Below are 15,745 nucleotides of genomic sequence, written 5' to 3' on the forward strand. Positions count from 1 at the left end.
GTGCAGGGACCGCCAGCAGGAGGTGACGTGGCACGGCAGAAGGCGCCGGTGCGTCCCTCGGTCCACGACCTCGTCGCCGGGGTGAGCGTCGCTGCGGTGCTGATCCCGCAGGCCGTGGCGTACGCCCTGCTCGCCGGCCTGCCCCCCTCATCCGGCTTGCTGGCCGCCGCTGCCGCCCCGATCGCCGCATCGTTCTTCGCCTCCTCGCCCTACCTGGCCACCGGTCCGGTGGCGATCACCTCGCTGCTCGTGCTCGGCGGACTGGCCGGCCTCGCGCCCACCGAGACCTCCGAGTACGTGCAGCTGGCGGCCCTGCTGGCCGTGTTCGTCGGTGCGGTCCGGCTGGCGCTGGGGCTGGCCCGCGCCGGGGTGCTGGCGTACCTGATGTCGCAGCCGGTGCTGGTGGGCTTCACGTCCGCGGCCGGCCTGATCATCCTGCTGTCGCAGGTGCCGTCGCTGCTGGGCGTGTCCGCCACCACCAGCAGCCCGGTGACCTCGGCGCTGGCCGCACTCGGGGACCCGGGGGCCTGGAGCGCGAGCGCGGTGGCGTTCGGGCTCGTCACCGTCGCGGCGATGCTCCTGGTCCGCCGGCTGCCCGCGACCTTCCCGATCGTCCCGATCATCGTCGTGCTGGCGATCGTGCTCAGCTCGTCCACCGGTCTCGGCGGTCCCCAGGTGGGGGAGCTCCCGGTGGCCACGCCGCCCAACCCGCTGGACCTGCCGTGGTCGTCCACCGGGGCCTTGCTCGTACCCGCCGTCGTCATCGCGCTCGTCGGCTTCGCCGAGCCGGTCGCGATCTCCCGGCGGCTGGCCGCGGAGACCCGCCAGCACTGGAGCCCCGACCGGGAGCTGGTGTCCCAGGGGGCGGCGAACCTGGCCTCCGGGCTGGTCGGCGGGTACCCGGTGGGCGGATCCTTCTCGCGCAGCATGCTGAACCGACTGGCGGGGGCGCGCACGCGCTGGTCGGGCACCGTGACGGGCCTGACCGTCCTGGCCATCCTGCCCCTCACGATGTGGCTGGCGACCCTGCCGAAGGCCGTGCTCGCCGGCATCGTCATCGCCGCCGTGGTGAAGCTGGTGGACCCCCGGCCGGTGATCGAGTTCTGGCGGCTGTCGAAGGTCCAGTTCGGGGTCGCCGCCACCACGTTCGTCGCGACGCTCGCGCTGGCGCCGCGCGTCGACATCGCCGTGATCCTCGGCATCGGGCTGGCCGCGGTCGTGCACCTGTGGCGCGAGCTGCAGCTCAAGGTCGACGTCGAGGTGGAGGGCCACACCCTGCACGTCCACCCGGCCGGGGTGCTCTACTTCGCCTCCGCCCCCTCGCTGGAGCAGCGGGTCAACGACCTGCTCGCCGACAACCCGGACGTGACGCGCCTGCTGGTGCACCTGGAGAAGCTGGGTCGGGTGGACGTCACCGGGGCGCTGTCGCTGCGGGAGCTCCTGGACGAGGCCCGGTCGGCGGGGATCGACGCGGGCGTGTGCGACGTGCCGCCCAGCCTCCAGCGCATCGTGGGGACGGTGCTCGCCGGCCATCGGGTCGACATCCTCACCGACGACTGACGCCGGACGTGCCGCTGTCGGACGGCGTGCCGCCGTCGGGCAGGACGAGGAACACCTGGCCGTTGGTGGTCACGGTGCGGTGCACGGCGATCGGGTCGTCGGAGGGCCCGCGCACGCGGGCGCCGGTGATGACGTCGAACCGGCTGCCGTGCCGCGGGCAGGTGACGACGGCGCCCTCCAGCTCTCCCTCGGACAGCACCGCACCGGCGTGCGGGCAGCGGTCGGCGGACGCGACGACGTGCCGGTCCACCTGGTAGACCGCCACCGGCCCGACCGGGGTGTCGTCGACCCGGGCCACCAGGCCGAGTCGACCGGCCAGGTCCGCCGCATCGCACAGCGGGTACAGCCGGGCGGTCCCCGCGGACGCCAGCCGACGGCCGAGGGCGCGGGGGAGCGCTCCCTTGTTGACCACCAGGTCGCACCCGCGGCGCTGGGCGTCCACCCAACGCTCCGGGTCCGGCCGCGACAGGTAGCCGGACACCACCGCCGTCGGCCACCGGGCGCGCAGGTCGTCGACCACGTCCAGGGCGTCGGCCCGGTCGAGGTCCACCAGCACCACGTCGGGCGCGCCCGCACGCGCGACCGCCGCGTCGCGCGGGCGCCAGTCGACCACGACCCCGGCACGGTCCAGTGCGGGGTCGACGGCGCGCGCGACCCAGCCGGCATCGGCCACGAGCACCCCGACGAGGGCAGCGCGCTCGGTCACCGTCAGATGAACAGCGTGATGTCGGCGTCGGCGGCCATGTCCAGGAACGAGGCGGCGCCCATCGTCGGACCGAGCCCGTCGATGAAGTCGTCCTTGGACAGGCCGTAGAGGTCCATCGTCATCTGGCAGGGGTACATCCGGACCCCGAGGTCGAGTGCCATCTCCATCAGCTCGGTCGGGCTCGCGACCTTGTGCTCCTTGGCCAGCGCCTTGATCATCCGGGTGCCCGCCCCGGCAAAGTTGATCTTGCCGAGCTTGAGGTGCTCTGTGCCGCCGCGGTCGACGAGGGACTCGCCCTTCTGCATCAGGTTGTTGCCGGTGACACGGATCTCGTTGCGCTGCAGGACCCGCAGTCCCCAGAAGGTGAAGAAGACATCCACCTCCATTCCCGACGCGGCCGCCGTGGTGCTGAGGATCATGACCGGCCACACCCGGTCCAGGTCGTTGCTCCAGCAGATGATGGCCAGCCGCTTGCCGGGTTCTGGCACGAAGTCGTCGGTCGGGTCGGACATGGCTCCTCCTGGGAGGGTCGGTGGTTCAGGCGGGTCGGGTCAGTCCTCGCAGCGCATGCAGTGGACCTGGTGCTCGTCGATGTAGTCCTTGAGCCGTTCGTACGCGGTGACCCCGTCGACGAGGTGGCCGCGCTCCTCCTCCAGCTGGTCGGGGCGGACCCGGACGAGCCAGCCCTCTCCGTACGGGTCCCGGTTGGCGATCGCGACATCGGCGTCGAACCGTTCGCGGTTGACCGCGACGACCTCGCCGCTCAGCGGGGTGGGGAAGGGCCCCACCCACTTGGCGCTCTCGATCACGGCCACCGGGCGGCCGCGCTCCACCCGCTTCCCGGGGCGCTTCCAGGACACCGACACCATCCGGCCGCCCATGGACTGCGCGACGTCGGTCATGCCGAGGACGGCCTCGTCACCCTCGAGGCGGACCCAGACGTTGAGGTCGACGTCGTACAACCGGTCGTCCGGCACGACGCACCCCCTCCAGATCCGCTCGGTCATCTAGTCCTCGCAGGAGATGCCCTGCTCGGCCAGGAAGGCGTCGTACGCCGCCACCCCGGAGTCACCGGTCGCGAGGGCTGCGGACTCGCCGTCCCAGTCCGACGCGCGCAGCTTGGCGATCCAGCCGTCGCCGTACGGGTCCTCGTTGACCAGCGCCGGCCGGTCGACGGCCGCCTGGTTGACCTCGACGATCTCGCCGCCGACGGGGGCGGGCACCGGACCGACGAACTTGCCGGACTCCACCGTGGCGACGTTCTGCCCGGCCCGCACCGCGCGGCCGATCTTCTTGGGCGTGACGGCGATGAGGGTCTTGGCCAGGTTCTGCGCGACGTCGGTGATCCCGACGACGACGAGGTCACCCTCCGGCCGCGCCCACACGTGCTTGTCGACGACGTAGTACAGGTCCTCGGGGATGTTGCAGTTGCGTACGGATGCCATGTCATGCCTCCACTGCGATGCCGGGCTCGTGCTCGGCCATGAGGTGGGTGACGAGCATGTCCAGCGCGACCAGCCGGACCTGCGCGTCGTGTCGGGCCAGGAAGTCCGGGTCGCCGCCCTTCTTGATCCGCTGCCGGTGCCGTTGGTCGCACAGGGGGCACGGCATCTCGTAGAAGACCTGGTCGTTCTGCTCGGTGATCCGGACCTGGTCGGCGTGCTCGTCACGCAGGTGCTCCAGGAGGGAGCGTGGGCCCTGCGTCTGCACGCCGCACCAGGGGCAGGTCATGCGGGGACTCCCTCCCGCACCATCGCCTCGTCGACCAGGCCGACGATGTCGATGACGGTCATCGCCTCGTCGTGGCCGGTCGTCTTGGCCGCGTCGGAGAACATCGACATGTCCTTGGGGCAGGACACGACGAAGCTGCCCACGTCCAGGGTCGCGGCCTCGCGGATGCGGTTCTCGCTGGGCCGCTCGGTCAGGATGCTGTCGTCCATCCAGATCCGGCCGCCGCCGGCCCCGCAGCAGAACGAGTTCTTCTTGTTGCGCGGCATCTCGACCAGCTCGCAGCCGATCAGCTCCAGCAGCCGACGTGGTGCGTCGACGACCCCGTTGTAGCGGCCGAGGTAGCACGGGTCGTGGTAGGTGACCTTGCGGTCCAGCGACCCGACCCGCAGGTCCCCGGACTCGATCAGCCGCACCAGCAACTCGGTGTAGTGCCACACGATGTACGAGGCGCCGAGCTCGGGGTACTCGTTGCGCAGGGCGTTGAGGGTGTGCGGGTCGGTGGTGAAGATCTCCTCGAACTCGGCCGCCTGCAGGGCCTCGATGTTCGATTCGGCGAGCATCTCGAACAGGCCCTCTTCGCCCACCCGCCGCACGTCGTTGCCGGTGTTGCGCTCGCCCTCGTACAGGATCCCGAAGTCGACGCCCGCCTCGGTCAGGACCGTCGCCAGCAGCCGGGTGTTGGCCTGCAGCCGCTCGTCGAACGAGGCGTAGTCGCCGACGTACCACAGGTACTTCACCGGCTCCTTGCGGGCGTCCTTGATCTTGACGTCGAGACCCTTGGTCCAGCGGGCCCGCTGCCGGGCGGACTTGCCGAAGGAGTTGCCCTGGGAGGCGAGGTTCTGCAGCGTCTGCTGCAGGGTCGGGTCCATCGTCCCCTCGTCGACGAGGGTGCGGCGCATCTCGACGATGGTCGGCACGTGCTCGATCCCGACCGGGCAGGCCTCGACGCAGGCCATGCACGTCGTGCACGACCACAGCGTGGACGCCTTGATGACGTCGCCGGCGACCGTGGCGTCGGCACCCGCGAGCGGTCCGGTCGCCTGGTCGCGGTCCTCCCGGTCGAGGAGCGTGACCCCGCCGGACTGGGTGTCGACCCACTGCCGCAGGTCGAGGATCAGGTCCCGCGGTGACAGCGGTGCCCCGCCCGTGCGGGCCGGGCACACCTCGTGGCAGCGGCCGCACTTGGTGCAGGCGTCGAGGTCGAGCAGCTCCTTCCAGGTGAAGTCGGACAGCTGGCGGTAGCCGATGTGTCCGGACTCCTTGTCCTGGTCGGGCAGGTGCCGGACGGAGTTCTTGTCGGTCGCCAGCAGGTTGACCGCGTCGATGATGATGTGCATCGCCTTGGAGAACGGGATGTAGGCGATGAACCCGAGCGCGAGCAGGGCATGGATCCACCAGAACCACAGGTGCAGCGTCCCGGCGACGGCCGCGGTCATGCCCAGCGCGGCGAACCCTCGCGCCAGGATCCAGCCGACCGGTGACCAGACCTCCCACGGCGGGAAGTCGTACTCGACGATCCGCAGTCCCTCGATGACGAAGCCGGTGAGCAGGATCCCCGCGAACAGCCCGATGAACACCCAGTCGCCGAGCACGATGTTCTTGCGGGAGTAGCCCTCCTCCGGCTGCTCCGCACGGGTGTAGTCCAGCCGGGCGGGGGCCCGGCCGCGGCGCACGGCCAGGTAGATCAGCCCGATCGCCGCGGCCAGGCCGAGGGTGTCGAGGATGAACGAGTAGGCGAGGTAGAAGGTGCCCTGGAAGAAGGACACCTCCTCGTCGCCGAAGGTGGCGCTGAGCTTGCGCACGATGTCGGCGTCGATCGTGAGGATCACCGTGCCGATGAACAGCGCGATGAAACCCCAGAACACGGCGAAGTGCGCGAGCCCGATCCAGTGGTTGCGCTTGACGATCGTGCCGTTGGCGGCCAGCCGGCCGACCGACACGGTGTCCTTGTCGCGGATGCTGAACGGGTGCTTCAGGTTGTGCCAGATCACCTTGCCGCGCAGCGCCGGACGCCCGCGCCGGTACTTGCGGATGCGCAGCCACGCCCCGTACAGGAACACCAGGATCGCCAGCGTCCCCAGCACGTAGAACGTGATCTGGGCCGCCGGACTGAAGCCGTCGAAGACCTCGCGGGTCTCCTCAGCGCCACCCACCGCGTGTCACCCTCCGATCTCGTCGACGAGCGCGGGCACGAGGTCGAACAGGTCGACGGTCGTGCCGTAGTGCGCCACGTCGAAGATGGGCGCCTTCTCGTCGGTGTTGCAGGCGATGATCAGGTCCGCGTTGCGCATGCCCTCCAGGTGCTCGGGGGCACCGGAGATGCCGAAGGCGAGGTAGGCCTTCGGCTTGACCTTCTGGCCGGACTTGCCGACCTGGCGGCTCTTGGGCAGCCAGCCGGCGTCGATGACGGGCCGGGACGCGGACAGCGGCGCCCCGAGCGCGTCGGCCAGCTCCTGCACGGTCTCGAGGTCGTCGGCCGAGCCGACGCCGCGGCCGGCGGAGACCAGCAGGTCGGCCGCGGTGATGTCGACGTCGCCGCCCTGCGCCTCGATCGTCTCGACCAGGCGGACCTTCAGGTCGCCTAGCGCGGCCGGGGCGTCCACGGTGACGACCTCCGGCGACCCGTCGCCCTGGCCCGCGGCCGCGGGGAACGACCCCCCGATCACCGTGCACACGCCGCGCGGTGCGGTGATCTCGACCTCGGCGAGGATCTTGCCGCCGAGGATCTGGGCGGTCGCGACGGCGGCGTCGCCGTCGGCCTCCAGCCCCATGACGTACGCGACCTGGGCGGCGTCCCAGACCACGGCGGTGGAGGTGCCGAGGTCCAGGCCCATGGTGTCGTTGGGCAGGAGCAGCAGTCGCGGCTCCCGGGCGGCGAGCACCGCCGACAGCGCCTCCTGGTAGGCCTGCGGGCTGTAGTCGGCCAGCGCCGGGTGGTCCATCGTGACCACCACGTCCGCGGCACCGAGCTGCGACGCGGCTCCCGTGGCCCCGAGGACGGCGACCTCGGCCTGACCGCCCCAGGCGGCCGCGAGTTCCTTGGCCTTGCCCAGCATCTCGTAGGTCGCCTCGTCGACCTGGCCGCCGATGTGCCCGGCCAGCACCAGTACGTTCGCGGTCATCCCCGTCACCCCTTCACCAGGCCGCGCGAGCGCAGCAGTTCGACGATCTTGGCGGCCACGTCCTCGGGGCTGCCCTCGAGCATCTCGGCGTGCGAGGACGTCTCCGGCGGGTACATCCGGCGCACCTTCAGCCCCGAGTCGGCGGCGGCGGGCGACACCGAGCCGGTGCCGAGGCCCCCGGCCTGCATGACCTGTCGCACGCGCGTCACGGGGGCGTAGCGCGGGGCCTGCCGCGCGACCTGCACGCCGATCACGGCCGGCAGGGTGACCTCGTGGTCCGCGGCCCGACCGGCCGCGAACTCCTGCCGCACCGTGGCGGTGCCGCCGGAGACCCCGACCGACACCACGACGGAGACGTGCGGCCAGCCGAGGGCCGCCGCCAGCGCCGACGGGAGCTGCCCGTCGAGGTCGTCCGGGGCCTGCACGCCGGTCAGCACCAGGTCGAACTGCTGGCCCGACAGCCACTCCGCGAGGGCCGCGGCCCGGCTGCGGGTATCGATGCCGGCCGCGCCGTCGACCGCCACGGCGGCGTCGGCGCCCTTGGCGAGCGCGGTGTAGAGCGCCTGCTCGATGTCCTGGTCGTCGGCGAGTCCGACGGCCGTCACCTCGACGCCGTCGGAGTCCTTGAGCAGCAGCGCCTCCTCCAGCGCCTGCTCGTCCCACTCGTTGCTGACGAACTTGAGGTACTCGCGGTCCAGGTCGGTCCCGTCGTCGTTGAGTTCCATCTCCTCGACGAGGTCGGGGACGGCCTTGAGGATCACGGCGACACGCATCGCTTCTCCTTAGCTGGGGTCGGTCGCGAGCGCGGGCAGCGCCAGCTGCTCGCGGATCTCGACCAGGTCGTCGGCGGTGGGCAGGAAGGGGTAGTCGCGGAAGCCCTCGGAGGGCCGGTAGGAGCCGTACGGCCGGGTGCAGCCCGGCTCGCCCTGCTCGCCCGGGCAGCCGTTGGTCATGAACGGGATGCCGGAGTCGATGGCCGCGGTGACGACCGGCACGTCGCCGTCGACGTCGAGCAGGAACCCGTCGTCGTCGAACCGGAAGTCCTCGGCCTGGTAGCCCTCGACCTCGACCAGATGGCGGGCCAGCTGGATCCGGCGCCACCGCTGCGGCGTCGACTTCGGGTGCTCGGCCATCCGGGAGTCGGGTTCGGGGTTGAAGCAGAACAGGTACGAGTAGATCTGCTGGTCCCGTAGCCGGCAGAAGATGTCCACCATGTCCCGGTCGGTCTCACCGAGCCCGACCAGCGTGTGCACGTTGACCTTCCAGGGCCCGAACAGCTCCCGGGAGTCCGCGAGCACCTCCCAGTACTTGTCCCAGGACAGCCCGCCGGCGGGGACGTCGGTGCGGATCGAGCGGAACAGCTGCTCGGTGACGGCGTCCAGGCCGATGCCGATCATGTCGACACCGAGGTCGCGGAACGTCTCCAGCCGGTCGCGGTTGAGGGTGGGCGGTGCCACGAGGATCGACAGCGGGGTGCGCACCCGGGCCCGGATGCGCCGGGTGATCTCGCAGGTGTCGGCGAACGCGTGCCCGTGCGTCACCATCGAGATGCACAGCCGGGTCAGCCGGTCCTCGTAGCGGGCCATCCGGTCGATCAGCTCGTCGGTGGCCACCAGCGGCCAGTCCACCCGGATGAAGGACTTGTCCTCGTACGTGCCGGGGCGGGTGCGGGCCAGGCCGCAGTAGCCGCAGTCGGACAGGCACCCGTTGTCGTAGTTCAGCAGCAGGTTGATGCCGCCGAAGTCGAAGTCGCGGGTGAAGCGTCCCGACATGAAGCGCAGCGCGTAGGCGCTGGCCATCGAGATGCGCACCCAGTCCGGGCTGTCGCGCTGCTCCTCGACCGCCGCGCCGACCGGCGTGATGGGCAGGGGGATGGTCGTCATCGGCGTCAGCCCACCTCGGGGAAGTAGCAGGAACCGCCGGTGCGCGCGGGGTGCGCAGCGGCATGCGTGCGGGCCCGTTCGCCCGCGGTCAGCAGGGCCGTCACGACGACGTCGTCGTCGTCCCAGGCCGGGTCGTACCGCTCGCGCACGGCGACGACGGCGCGGGTCACGTGCTTGCGGTCCAGCCGCTCCCAGCGCAGTGCGGCCTCCAGCGCGGTCAGCGCCGGCGGGGGAGCGGTGAAGTCACCGGTGAACAGTGCGCTCTTCACCAGGGACTCGCGCACGGCCAGGAAGACGCGGACCTGGCCCTCCGGCGAGCGGAAGGTGGCGCTGCCGGTGCCGTCGCGTGCGGTGTCGGCGGGGAACAGCCAGGAGTCGGAGCGATAGACCGTCTCTGCCAGCTCGGCGGCGCGCTCGGTCTCGTCGGCCGTCACGGTGCCGGGGACCAGGTCGACGCCGAGAGCGGACGCGAAGCCGGCGGCGATCGATGCCCGCAGACCGTCGGCGTCGGTCGCGATCCCGGTCTCCCGCGTCACGGTGGTGATCCGCTGCTGGACCGCGGTGACCCCGTGCCGCTCCAGCTTGGCCGCCGGGATGCGCAGCACGTCGAGCATGGTCCGCACGTCGAGGTCTGCCAGCACGCTCGCGTGGAAGAGCGCCGCTCCGTCGCCGTCGGTGTAGACGCCGAGACCGGCGATCTTCCGCCCGTCGACGAGCAGGTCGTTCTTCCCGCCGAACTCCGCCCGGATCCCCAGCAGCGCCAGCCCCTGCTGCACCCCGGCCGCCCAGTGCCGGATCAGCTGCTGCGGGGTGCGCGGGGGAGCGGGGACGACGAGGGCCACGCCGAGCTGGTCGCGGCCCATCACGATCGCTCCGCCACCGGTGGGCCGGCGGCCGAACTCGGTGCCGGTGGCCACGCAGCGGTCGATGTCGATCTCGGCCGACAGGCTCTGGTAGCGGCCGACGAGCGCGCAGTGGGACCGGTAGGTGTAGAGCCGCAGCGTCGGGATCGGCTCGGCGGCCCGACGCCCGACCGAGGCCATCAGTGCCTCGTCCAGGGCCAGGCCGTCCGCCGCGCCGACTTCCTCGTCGTGCAGCAGCCGTACGACCGGCCGCCCGGTCGCGGTCGTCACGAGGCGACCTCCACCCGGTCGTAGGCGACGTCGTCGCCGGTCCAGGTCAGCGAGCAGCAGTACTCGTACAGCCGGGGGGTGCGGCCCTGCTCGCGGGCGTAGGCGATGACGCCGTCGGCCGGGTAGGCGATCCCGTCCAGGCCGAGGTCCACGGCCGCGATGTCCATCTCCCGCTTCGCCTGGCCCATCGGGCGGGCACAGCCGAGATTGACGGGCAGCTCGGGTACGGCGGCTCGGGCCTCGGCGAAGAACCCGACGACCTGGTCGGTGGGCGGCGGCGGGAGGTGGGCCATCGGGGTGCCGACCAGCGGGACGAGCACGACCAGGATCAGCGTGCTCACCGGATAGCGGGCCACCATCTCCAGGGCGGCGTGCTCACCGCGGAACTCCCCGTAGTGCAGGCCAAGCACGATGTGGGGGATGATCCGCAACCCGTTGTCCGACAGCACCTCCAGCGACCGGTCGAAGTCCTCCGCGGTCAGGTCGAGGTGGTAGACGTCGCGCACCGTGTCGGTCGACCCGATGATGTCCAGCATCACCCCGTCGACACCCGCGGAGGCGAGCCCCTCGGCCAGGCGGGGGCTGACCACGCCGGAGTGCACGATGACCTTCATCCCGAGCTCGGCCCGGATCCGCCGGACGTGGTCGAGGTGAGGGAGTAGCGGGACGCCGCCGGTGCGGGTGGACCCGCCGGACACGAGGATCCCCTCGCTGCCCTTGGCCCGCATCCGCTCGGCGACCGTGAACAGGTCCTCGCCCGCGGGGATCGCGGCCATGCCGTCGAGCACCTTGGTCTGGCAGTGGTCGCAGGACAGGGCGCAGGCGGAGCCGGTGACCGAGATGGGCAGGAACCGCTGCGGGGACTCCGGCACCCACTCGGAGGTCTGCCAGCGCTTCAGCCCCGGCGCGTAGAAGTCGATGACCGCCGGGTCGTGCCGGCGGGCGGGCTCGGTCTCCAGGACGGAGGTCATTCGGCGATCAGCCCCCGCTCGCGGTAGTCGGCCACCTCGCCGGTCAGCCAGGTGAGCAGCTCGCCGGGCTCGGACAGCAGCAGGACCCGCTCGCCGTCGAGGTCGGCCGGGGCGACGTCGGCCAGCCAGCCCTCGCCGTACGGGTCGCGCTCGATGAGGCCGGGGTCGGCGAGCACGGCGGCGTTGCCCCGCACGAACGTCGCCGACAGCGGGCAGGCCAGCGGTCCCACAAACTTGGCCGCCTCGATCGTGCCGTAGGCGGTGCCCCGCTGCAGGGGCGTGCCCTCCGGCAGGAAGTCCAGGCCGGCCAGGGTCCCCGTCGTCTCCACGCTCAGGGCGTCCAGGCCCAGCCGGACCGTCCCGTCGGGCATCGGGAGCGCCCACACGTGGGTGACCGGGTCGTAGAGGCGGTCGGCCGGCAGCGTGAAGCCCTCGACGGTCACGCTCTCCACCTGCGGCTGCGGCTCCGCGGTCATCGGCTCACGCCTCCTGTCGGGACGGCCGCGAGCGCCGCGGCCAGGGGTTCGATCCGGTCGCGGGTCAGCGCCTCGCGGGCCCGGTCGACGGGGGCGCCGACGAGCGCCCGCGGCTGCGGGCCCGACCCGACGGCCAGGACGTTGTCGACATGCCCGTCCGCCACGCTGACGACGAGGCAGCCGGCCTCGTGGGTCCACTCGTGCACCCAGACCCCGGCACGGACCTTCAGCGTGCGGACGTCGCGGGCCTGACGGCGCACCGCGTCGACCCAGTCCGGGCGGGCCAGTACCCCGTCGAGTCGTTCCATCTCGCGGACCTCGTCCGGGCGCAGGCCGCCGGCGACGGGGTCTACCGCCAGCGCGGCCGAGTACGCGTCGACCATCGCCCGCTGCCACGTGCCCGCGTCGACGGGCGTCGGGTGCACGTACCGCCGCATCAGCCGCAGCAGCTCGTCGGTCGTGGCCTCGCACGACGTGCGCAGGACGCGGGCGGCCCGCTCGTGGTCGAACCCGAGGATCAGGTTGCCCACCACGAGCACCATGTCCTCGATCTGGCCGGCCCCGTGGCCGCACACCTTCGCCGCACCGACGCTGATCTCACCCGCGGCGTCCAGCACGGCGTCCACGCCGCAGGTCCGCAGCGCCGCCGCCGCGGGCTCGAGCAGCGTGGCCAGCGCCACGTCGCGGCGGGGCGAGACCTCCGCGGCGGGCAGCGACAGCTGGAAGAACACCTGGTCGCGGTCCAGGTAAACGGGACCGCCGCCCACCATCCGCCGGAAGACCGGCAGTGCCTGGGCGGCCACGTACTCGAGGTCGAGCTCGTCGCGGGAACGGTGCCGGCCCAGGCACACGTACGGGTCGCGCGAGCGCTGGAAGGACAGCGTGACCTCACCGGGCCGCGGCGCGACGTGCCCGAGGGCATGCCACGCGGTCTGGCTGCGGAGGCCGTCGACGTGGCCCAGGTCGAGGACCCGCAGCGTGCGCGGGCTACTCACCGTGGCCCATGGCAGCGTCGATCAGCTCGATGACGTCGCGAACCTGCAGCTCCTCGTTGCCGGTGGACTTCGCGGCGTCCTCGAACCGGGACACCTCGTACGGGCAGGCGACGGCCAGGATCTCGGCGCCGTACTCGACCGCCTCGCGGACCCGGCGCTCCGACAGCCGCTCGCTGACGTGGCCGCTCATGAAGCCGTCCAGCCACATGCCGCCGCCGCCACCGCCGCAGCAGTAGGCGGCGGCCTTGCAGCGGCCCATCTCCACCAGCTCCAGGCCGGGGATGGCGTTGAGCAGGGTGCGGGGCGCGTCGTACTCCCCGTTGTGGCGGCCGAGGTAGCAAGGGTCGTGGAAGGTGACCTTGGACTCGATCGTCCCGCTGAAGTGCATCTGGTCGACCAGCGGCGCGAGCAGCTGGGTGTAGTGCAGGACGTCGTAGTTGAACCCGCGCTTGGGGTACTCCTTCACCAGCGCGTTGAACGCGTGCGGGTCAGGGGTGACGATGCGGTTGAACTCGTACTTCGACAGGGTGGCCGTCACGTCCTCGACCAGGGCGTCGAACAGGCCCTTCTCGCCCGCCATCCGCTGCGAGTCGCCGATCGTCTTCTCCTCTGCGCCGAGGATCGCGAAGTCGATCCCGAGGGCGTGCAGGACCCGCACCATCGCCCGGGCCGCGGCGTTGCCGCGCGGGTGGTAGCTCCAGTAGTCCTCGACGTAGAACAGCACGTCCACCGGGCGGCCGAGGTCGGCCATGATCGGTACGTGGATGCCGGACGTCTTCGCCCACGCCGGGCGACGGCGAGGGTTGGCGCCCAGGGCGTTGCCGTAGCGGAACGTGTTCTCGAAGACGGTCTGCAGCTCGGCCGGGACCGATCCCTGGGCCAGCGCCTCCTCGCGGACGGCCGGCATGATCTGGATCATGTCGACCTCCTTGGGGCACACCCGCAGGCAGTTGCCGCAGGTGGTGCACATCCACAGGGCGTCGTCGCTGATCAGGTCGGTGCCGGTCTGCACCTTGCGGTGCAGCTTGCGCGGCCCGTACTCGCCCACCACGTCCACCGGGCAGACCGGGACGCACTTCCCGCAGCCGTAGCACCGCTCGAGCGACTCCGCTCCGGGCAGCTCGTTGAGGCGCAGGAACCCGTCCGGCCCGGTCTCGTCGAGCACCCGTGGCTCGAACATCCGGTTCCACATGCCGCTGAGGTCGACCGTCCGCCCGCTGATGGGGGAGGCGACCGTGGCCGTCTCGACCTCGACGACCTCGGGCGCGATCTTGCGGCCGGATACCGGCATGGTCAGCCCTCCTGGACCGTGGTGCGGGAGTGGACGCCGAGCAGGCGACGGACCAGCTCGGCGACGGGTGGCGCGAGCCGGGTGAACTCGCGGGTCATGCGCATGCCGAGCACGGTGTGCAGGTACACCGCGTAGACGCTGGCGAGGAAGACGTCGGTGCCGTAGAGGCCCTCGCCGAGGGCGGTGAAGCCGCGGGCCTTGCCGGTCTCCTCCACGAAGGCGAGCGCCTGCCCGACGAGCAGGTAGGTCTCCCCGCGGTCGGCGCCGGCCAGCTCGACCTCGTCGAGCGTGACCAGCCGCAGGGCGCCGGTGTCGTTGTCGGGGTCCCACATCCATCGGGTCCACAGCCAGAACGAGTCCGGGGCGGAGAAGTGCAGGATCTCGCCGGGCAGGTCGAACGCCCGGGGCGTCGGGACCGCCGCGTCGAAGCGCCGCACCCGCTCGTCGGGTGCGTCCGTCGACGTGACCAGGTCGGCGACCGCCGCGGCCAGCTCGTCGGCACCGGTGGCCTCCAGGACCTCGGCTGCGTGCCGTCGGGTGGAGAAGGTCCAGCCCATCAGCCGGGCGAGCGCCTCGGCGTCGAGGCGCTCGGGGGAGTCGCCCAGGATCCGGCGCACCGACTCGGTCTTGGTGCGCAGGTCGGCGCCCACCGCGCGCAGGTCCTCGGCGGAGGCGCGAGCGAGCGCCTCCGCCAGGAAGTCCTGCGCGGTGAGGGTGTCGACGACCGGACCCGAGGGCATGACGACCCGCTCAGCCGGTGACGGCAGCGGCGCGGCGCAGCGATGCCACGGCCCGGGCCGCGGCGTTGGCGCCGGACGAGACGCTGTCCTCGAGGTCGGCCGGTCCCTGCGCGGCGCCGCAGACGAAGATCCCCTCGCGGCTGGTGCCCACCGGGTCCAGCGGCGCGCCGCTGGCGTCGATGAAGCCGTACTTGTTCTGCTGCACGCCGAACAGCTGCGCCATCGCCTTGGTGCCGGGCGACGGCTCCATCCCGACGGACAGGATCACCATGTCCATCTCCAGCTCCATCGGCCGGCCCATCGTGGTGTCCTCGCCACGGACGACCAGGCGGTCGCCCTTGGGCAGGACCTCGGTGATGACGCCCTTGACGTACTGGACGTGGTGCTGCTCCTGCGCGGGCCAGTAGATCTGGTTCTCCCAGTACCCGTAGGTGCGCATGTCGATGTAGAAGATGTAGACCTTGCAGTCGGGCACCAGCTGGCGGACCTCGATCGCCTCCTTGGAGGCGACGCCGCAGCACACCTTCGAGCAGTACTCGTTGCCGATGCGCCGGTCGCGGCTTCCGACGCACTGGACGAAGCACAGGCTGCGCGGCGGCTGCCCATTGGACGGCCGGACGACCTGGTGCTGCTTGAGCATCGCCTCGAGGTCCTGCAGCGCGAGGACGTCGTCGAACTCGTAGTAGCCGTACATCTGGGTCTCGCGGCCCGGGTCGAAGTGCTGGAACCCGGTGGCCAGGACGATCGACCCCGCCTCGACGTGCCGCTCGCCGTCGGGGCCGTGCAGCGTCAGCCGGAAGTCGCCGGCGTCACCCTCGACCGCCACGACCTCGCTGGACAGGTGCACGTCGACCAGCGGGGAGTCGGTCACCGACGCGGCCATCCCCAGCAGCAGCGGCTCGGCCGGCTCGCCGTGCGGGGTGATACCGGCGTAGTTCTCCAGGATCGGGCGACCGCCGAGGCGCTCGCGCGCCTCGATCAGCGCGACCCGCTGGCCCAGGTCGGAGGCGACCTGCGCGGCGCGGAGGCCGGCGGGGCCACCGCCGATGACGGCGACGGTTTCGGACGGCATACCTACCTCGTTCGTGTCGGCGGGACGGGTCGGGGTCGTGGGGGTTGGCGCGTTCGAGAACGGCG

The 15,745-nt window shown here is 71.8% G+C and carries 17 protein-coding genes; 1 reads left to right on the forward strand and 16 read right to left on the reverse strand.

Going from position 1 to position 15,745, the window contains the following annotated elements:
* Nucleotides 1-27: 27 nt before the first annotated feature.
* The gene (locus R2737_10000; protein ID MEZ5116587.1) at nt 28-1,560 is read left to right on the forward strand and encodes a SulP family inorganic anion transporter; all 1,533 of its coding nucleotides are present in this window, start codon (nt 28-30) and stop codon (nt 1,558-1,560) included.
* Here R2737_10000 and R2737_10005 read toward each other — a convergent pair.
* From R2737_10005 to R2737_10080, 16 genes are read right to left on the reverse strand one after another with little or no spacing between them, the layout of a single operon-like run.
* Complete coding sequence (locus R2737_10005; GenBank protein MEZ5116588.1) at nt 1,547-2,266, reverse strand: Rieske 2Fe-2S domain-containing protein; 720 nt, start codon at nt 2,264-2,266, stop codon at nt 1,547-1,549. The two genes, R2737_10000 and R2737_10005, sit on opposite strands and share 14 nt — an antisense overlap.
* Nucleotides 2,267-2,268: 2 nt before the next feature.
* On the reverse strand, nt 2,269-2,778 hold the full coding sequence (locus tag R2737_10010) for a DsrE/DsrF/DrsH-like family protein (protein MEZ5116589.1): 510 nt from the start codon (nt 2,776-2,778) through the stop codon (nt 2,269-2,271).
* 39 nt (nt 2,779-2,817) lie between these two features.
* Nucleotides 2,818-3,273 (reverse strand): hypothetical protein, encoded by a 456-nt coding sequence (locus R2737_10015; protein ID MEZ5116590.1) that lies wholly within the window; start codon nt 3,271-3,273, stop codon nt 2,818-2,820.
* Complete coding sequence (gene gcvH, locus R2737_10020; protein ID MEZ5116591.1) at nt 3,274-3,711, reverse strand: glycine cleavage system protein GcvH; 438 nt, start codon at nt 3,709-3,711, stop codon at nt 3,274-3,276.
* Nucleotide 3,712: 1 nt separating this feature from the next.
* Nucleotides 3,713-3,997, reverse strand: a complete 285-nt coding sequence (locus R2737_10025; protein ID MEZ5116592.1) for a hypothetical protein — start codon at nt 3,995-3,997, stop codon at nt 3,713-3,715.
* Nucleotides 3,994-6,150, reverse strand: a complete 2,157-nt coding sequence (locus R2737_10030) for a heterodisulfide reductase-related iron-sulfur binding cluster (GenBank protein MEZ5116593.1) — start codon at nt 6,148-6,150, stop codon at nt 3,994-3,996. The genes R2737_10025 and R2737_10030 overlap by 4 nt, the downstream gene beginning before the upstream one ends.
* Before the next feature lie 6 nt (nt 6,151-6,156).
* The gene (locus R2737_10035; GenBank protein ID MEZ5116594.1) at nt 6,157-7,119 is read right to left on the reverse strand and encodes an electron transfer flavoprotein subunit alpha/FixB family protein; all 963 of its coding nucleotides are present in this window, start codon (nt 7,117-7,119) and stop codon (nt 6,157-6,159) included.
* A gap of 5 nt (nt 7,120-7,124) precedes the next feature.
* A complete protein-coding gene (locus R2737_10040) occupies nt 7,125-7,892 on the reverse strand; it encodes a hypothetical protein (GenBank protein MEZ5116595.1) in 768 nt (255 codons plus the stop codon).
* A 9-nt stretch (nt 7,893-7,901) separates the two neighbouring features.
* Entirely contained in the window at nt 7,902-9,002 is a 1,101-nt protein-coding gene (locus R2737_10045; protein ID MEZ5116596.1) for a radical SAM protein, read from the reverse strand.
* A gap of 5 nt (nt 9,003-9,007) precedes the next feature.
* Entirely contained in the window at nt 9,008-10,135 is a 1,128-nt protein-coding gene (locus tag R2737_10050) for a biotin/lipoate A/B protein ligase family protein (protein ID MEZ5116597.1), read from the reverse strand.
* Nucleotides 10,132-11,106 (reverse strand): radical SAM protein, encoded by a 975-nt coding sequence (locus tag R2737_10055; protein ID MEZ5116598.1) that lies wholly within the window; start codon nt 11,104-11,106, stop codon nt 10,132-10,134. The genes R2737_10050 and R2737_10055 overlap by 4 nt, the downstream gene beginning before the upstream one ends.
* Complete coding sequence (locus tag R2737_10060) at nt 11,103-11,582, reverse strand: hypothetical protein (GenBank protein ID MEZ5116599.1); 480 nt, start codon at nt 11,580-11,582, stop codon at nt 11,103-11,105. The genes R2737_10055 and R2737_10060 overlap by 4 nt, the downstream gene beginning before the upstream one ends.
* Nucleotides 11,579-12,577 (reverse strand): hypothetical protein, encoded by a 999-nt coding sequence (locus R2737_10065; GenBank protein MEZ5116600.1) that lies wholly within the window; start codon nt 12,575-12,577, stop codon nt 11,579-11,581. Before R2737_10065 ends, R2737_10060 begins: the two co-directional genes overlap by 4 nt.
* Entirely contained in the window at nt 12,570-13,868 is a 1,299-nt protein-coding gene (locus R2737_10070) for a (Fe-S)-binding protein (protein MEZ5116601.1), read from the reverse strand. The genes R2737_10065 and R2737_10070 overlap by 8 nt, the downstream gene beginning before the upstream one ends.
* A gap of 2 nt (nt 13,869-13,870) precedes the next feature.
* Entirely contained in the window at nt 13,871-14,608 is a 738-nt protein-coding gene (locus R2737_10075; protein ID MEZ5116602.1) for a hypothetical protein, read from the reverse strand.
* Nucleotides 14,609-14,618: 10 nt separating this feature from the next.
* The gene (locus tag R2737_10080) at nt 14,619-15,680 is read right to left on the reverse strand and encodes an FAD-dependent oxidoreductase (protein MEZ5116603.1); all 1,062 of its coding nucleotides are present in this window, start codon (nt 15,678-15,680) and stop codon (nt 14,619-14,621) included.
* Nucleotides 15,681-15,745 lie beyond the last annotated feature (65 nt).

The organism is Candidatus Nanopelagicales bacterium, assembly GCA_041393815.1.
In the GTDB taxonomy this organism is placed as follows: domain Bacteria; phylum Actinomycetota; class Actinomycetes; order S36-B12; family JAWKJK01; genus JAWKJK01.

Bases quoted from the DNA above. Each gene is read 5' to 3' on its own strand.
- R2737_10010 (MEZ5116589.1), bottom strand. From the start codon at position 2,778: ATGTCCGACCCGACCGACGACTTCGTGCCAGAACCCGGCAAGCGGCTG.
- R2737_10015 (MEZ5116590.1), bottom strand. From the start codon at position 3,273: ATGACCGAGCGGATCTGGAGGGGGTGCGTCGTGCCGGACGACCGGTTG.
- gcvH (MEZ5116591.1), bottom strand. From the start codon at position 3,711: ATGGCATCCGTACGCAACTGCAACATCCCCGAGGACCTGTACTACGTC.
- R2737_10025 (MEZ5116592.1), bottom strand. From the start codon at position 3,997: ATGACCTGCCCCTGGTGCGGCGTGCAGACGCAGGGCCCACGCTCCCTC.
- R2737_10035 (MEZ5116594.1), bottom strand. From the start codon at position 7,119: ATGACCGCGAACGTACTGGTGCTGGCCGGGCACATCGGCGGCCAGGTC.
- R2737_10040 (MEZ5116595.1), bottom strand. From the start codon at position 7,892: ATGCGTGTCGCCGTGATCCTCAAGGCCGTCCCCGACCTCGTCGAGGAG.
- R2737_10045 (MEZ5116596.1), bottom strand. From the start codon at position 9,002: ATGACGACCATCCCCCTGCCCATCACGCCGGTCGGCGCGGCGGTCGAG.
- R2737_10055 (MEZ5116598.1), bottom strand. From the start codon at position 11,106: ATGACCTCCGTCCTGGAGACCGAGCCCGCCCGCCGGCACGACCCGGCG.
- R2737_10060 (MEZ5116599.1), bottom strand. From the start codon at position 11,582: ATGACCGCGGAGCCGCAGCCGCAGGTGGAGAGCGTGACCGTCGAGGGC.
- R2737_10070 (MEZ5116601.1), bottom strand. From the start codon at position 13,868: ATGCCGGTATCCGGCCGCAAGATCGCGCCCGAGGTCGTCGAGGTCGAG.
- R2737_10075 (MEZ5116602.1), bottom strand. From the start codon at position 14,608: ATGCCCTCGGGTCCGGTCGTCGACACCCTCACCGCGCAGGACTTCCTG.
- R2737_10080 (MEZ5116603.1), bottom strand. From the start codon at position 15,680: ATGCCGTCCGAAACCGTCGCCGTCATCGGCGGTGGCCCCGCCGGCCTC.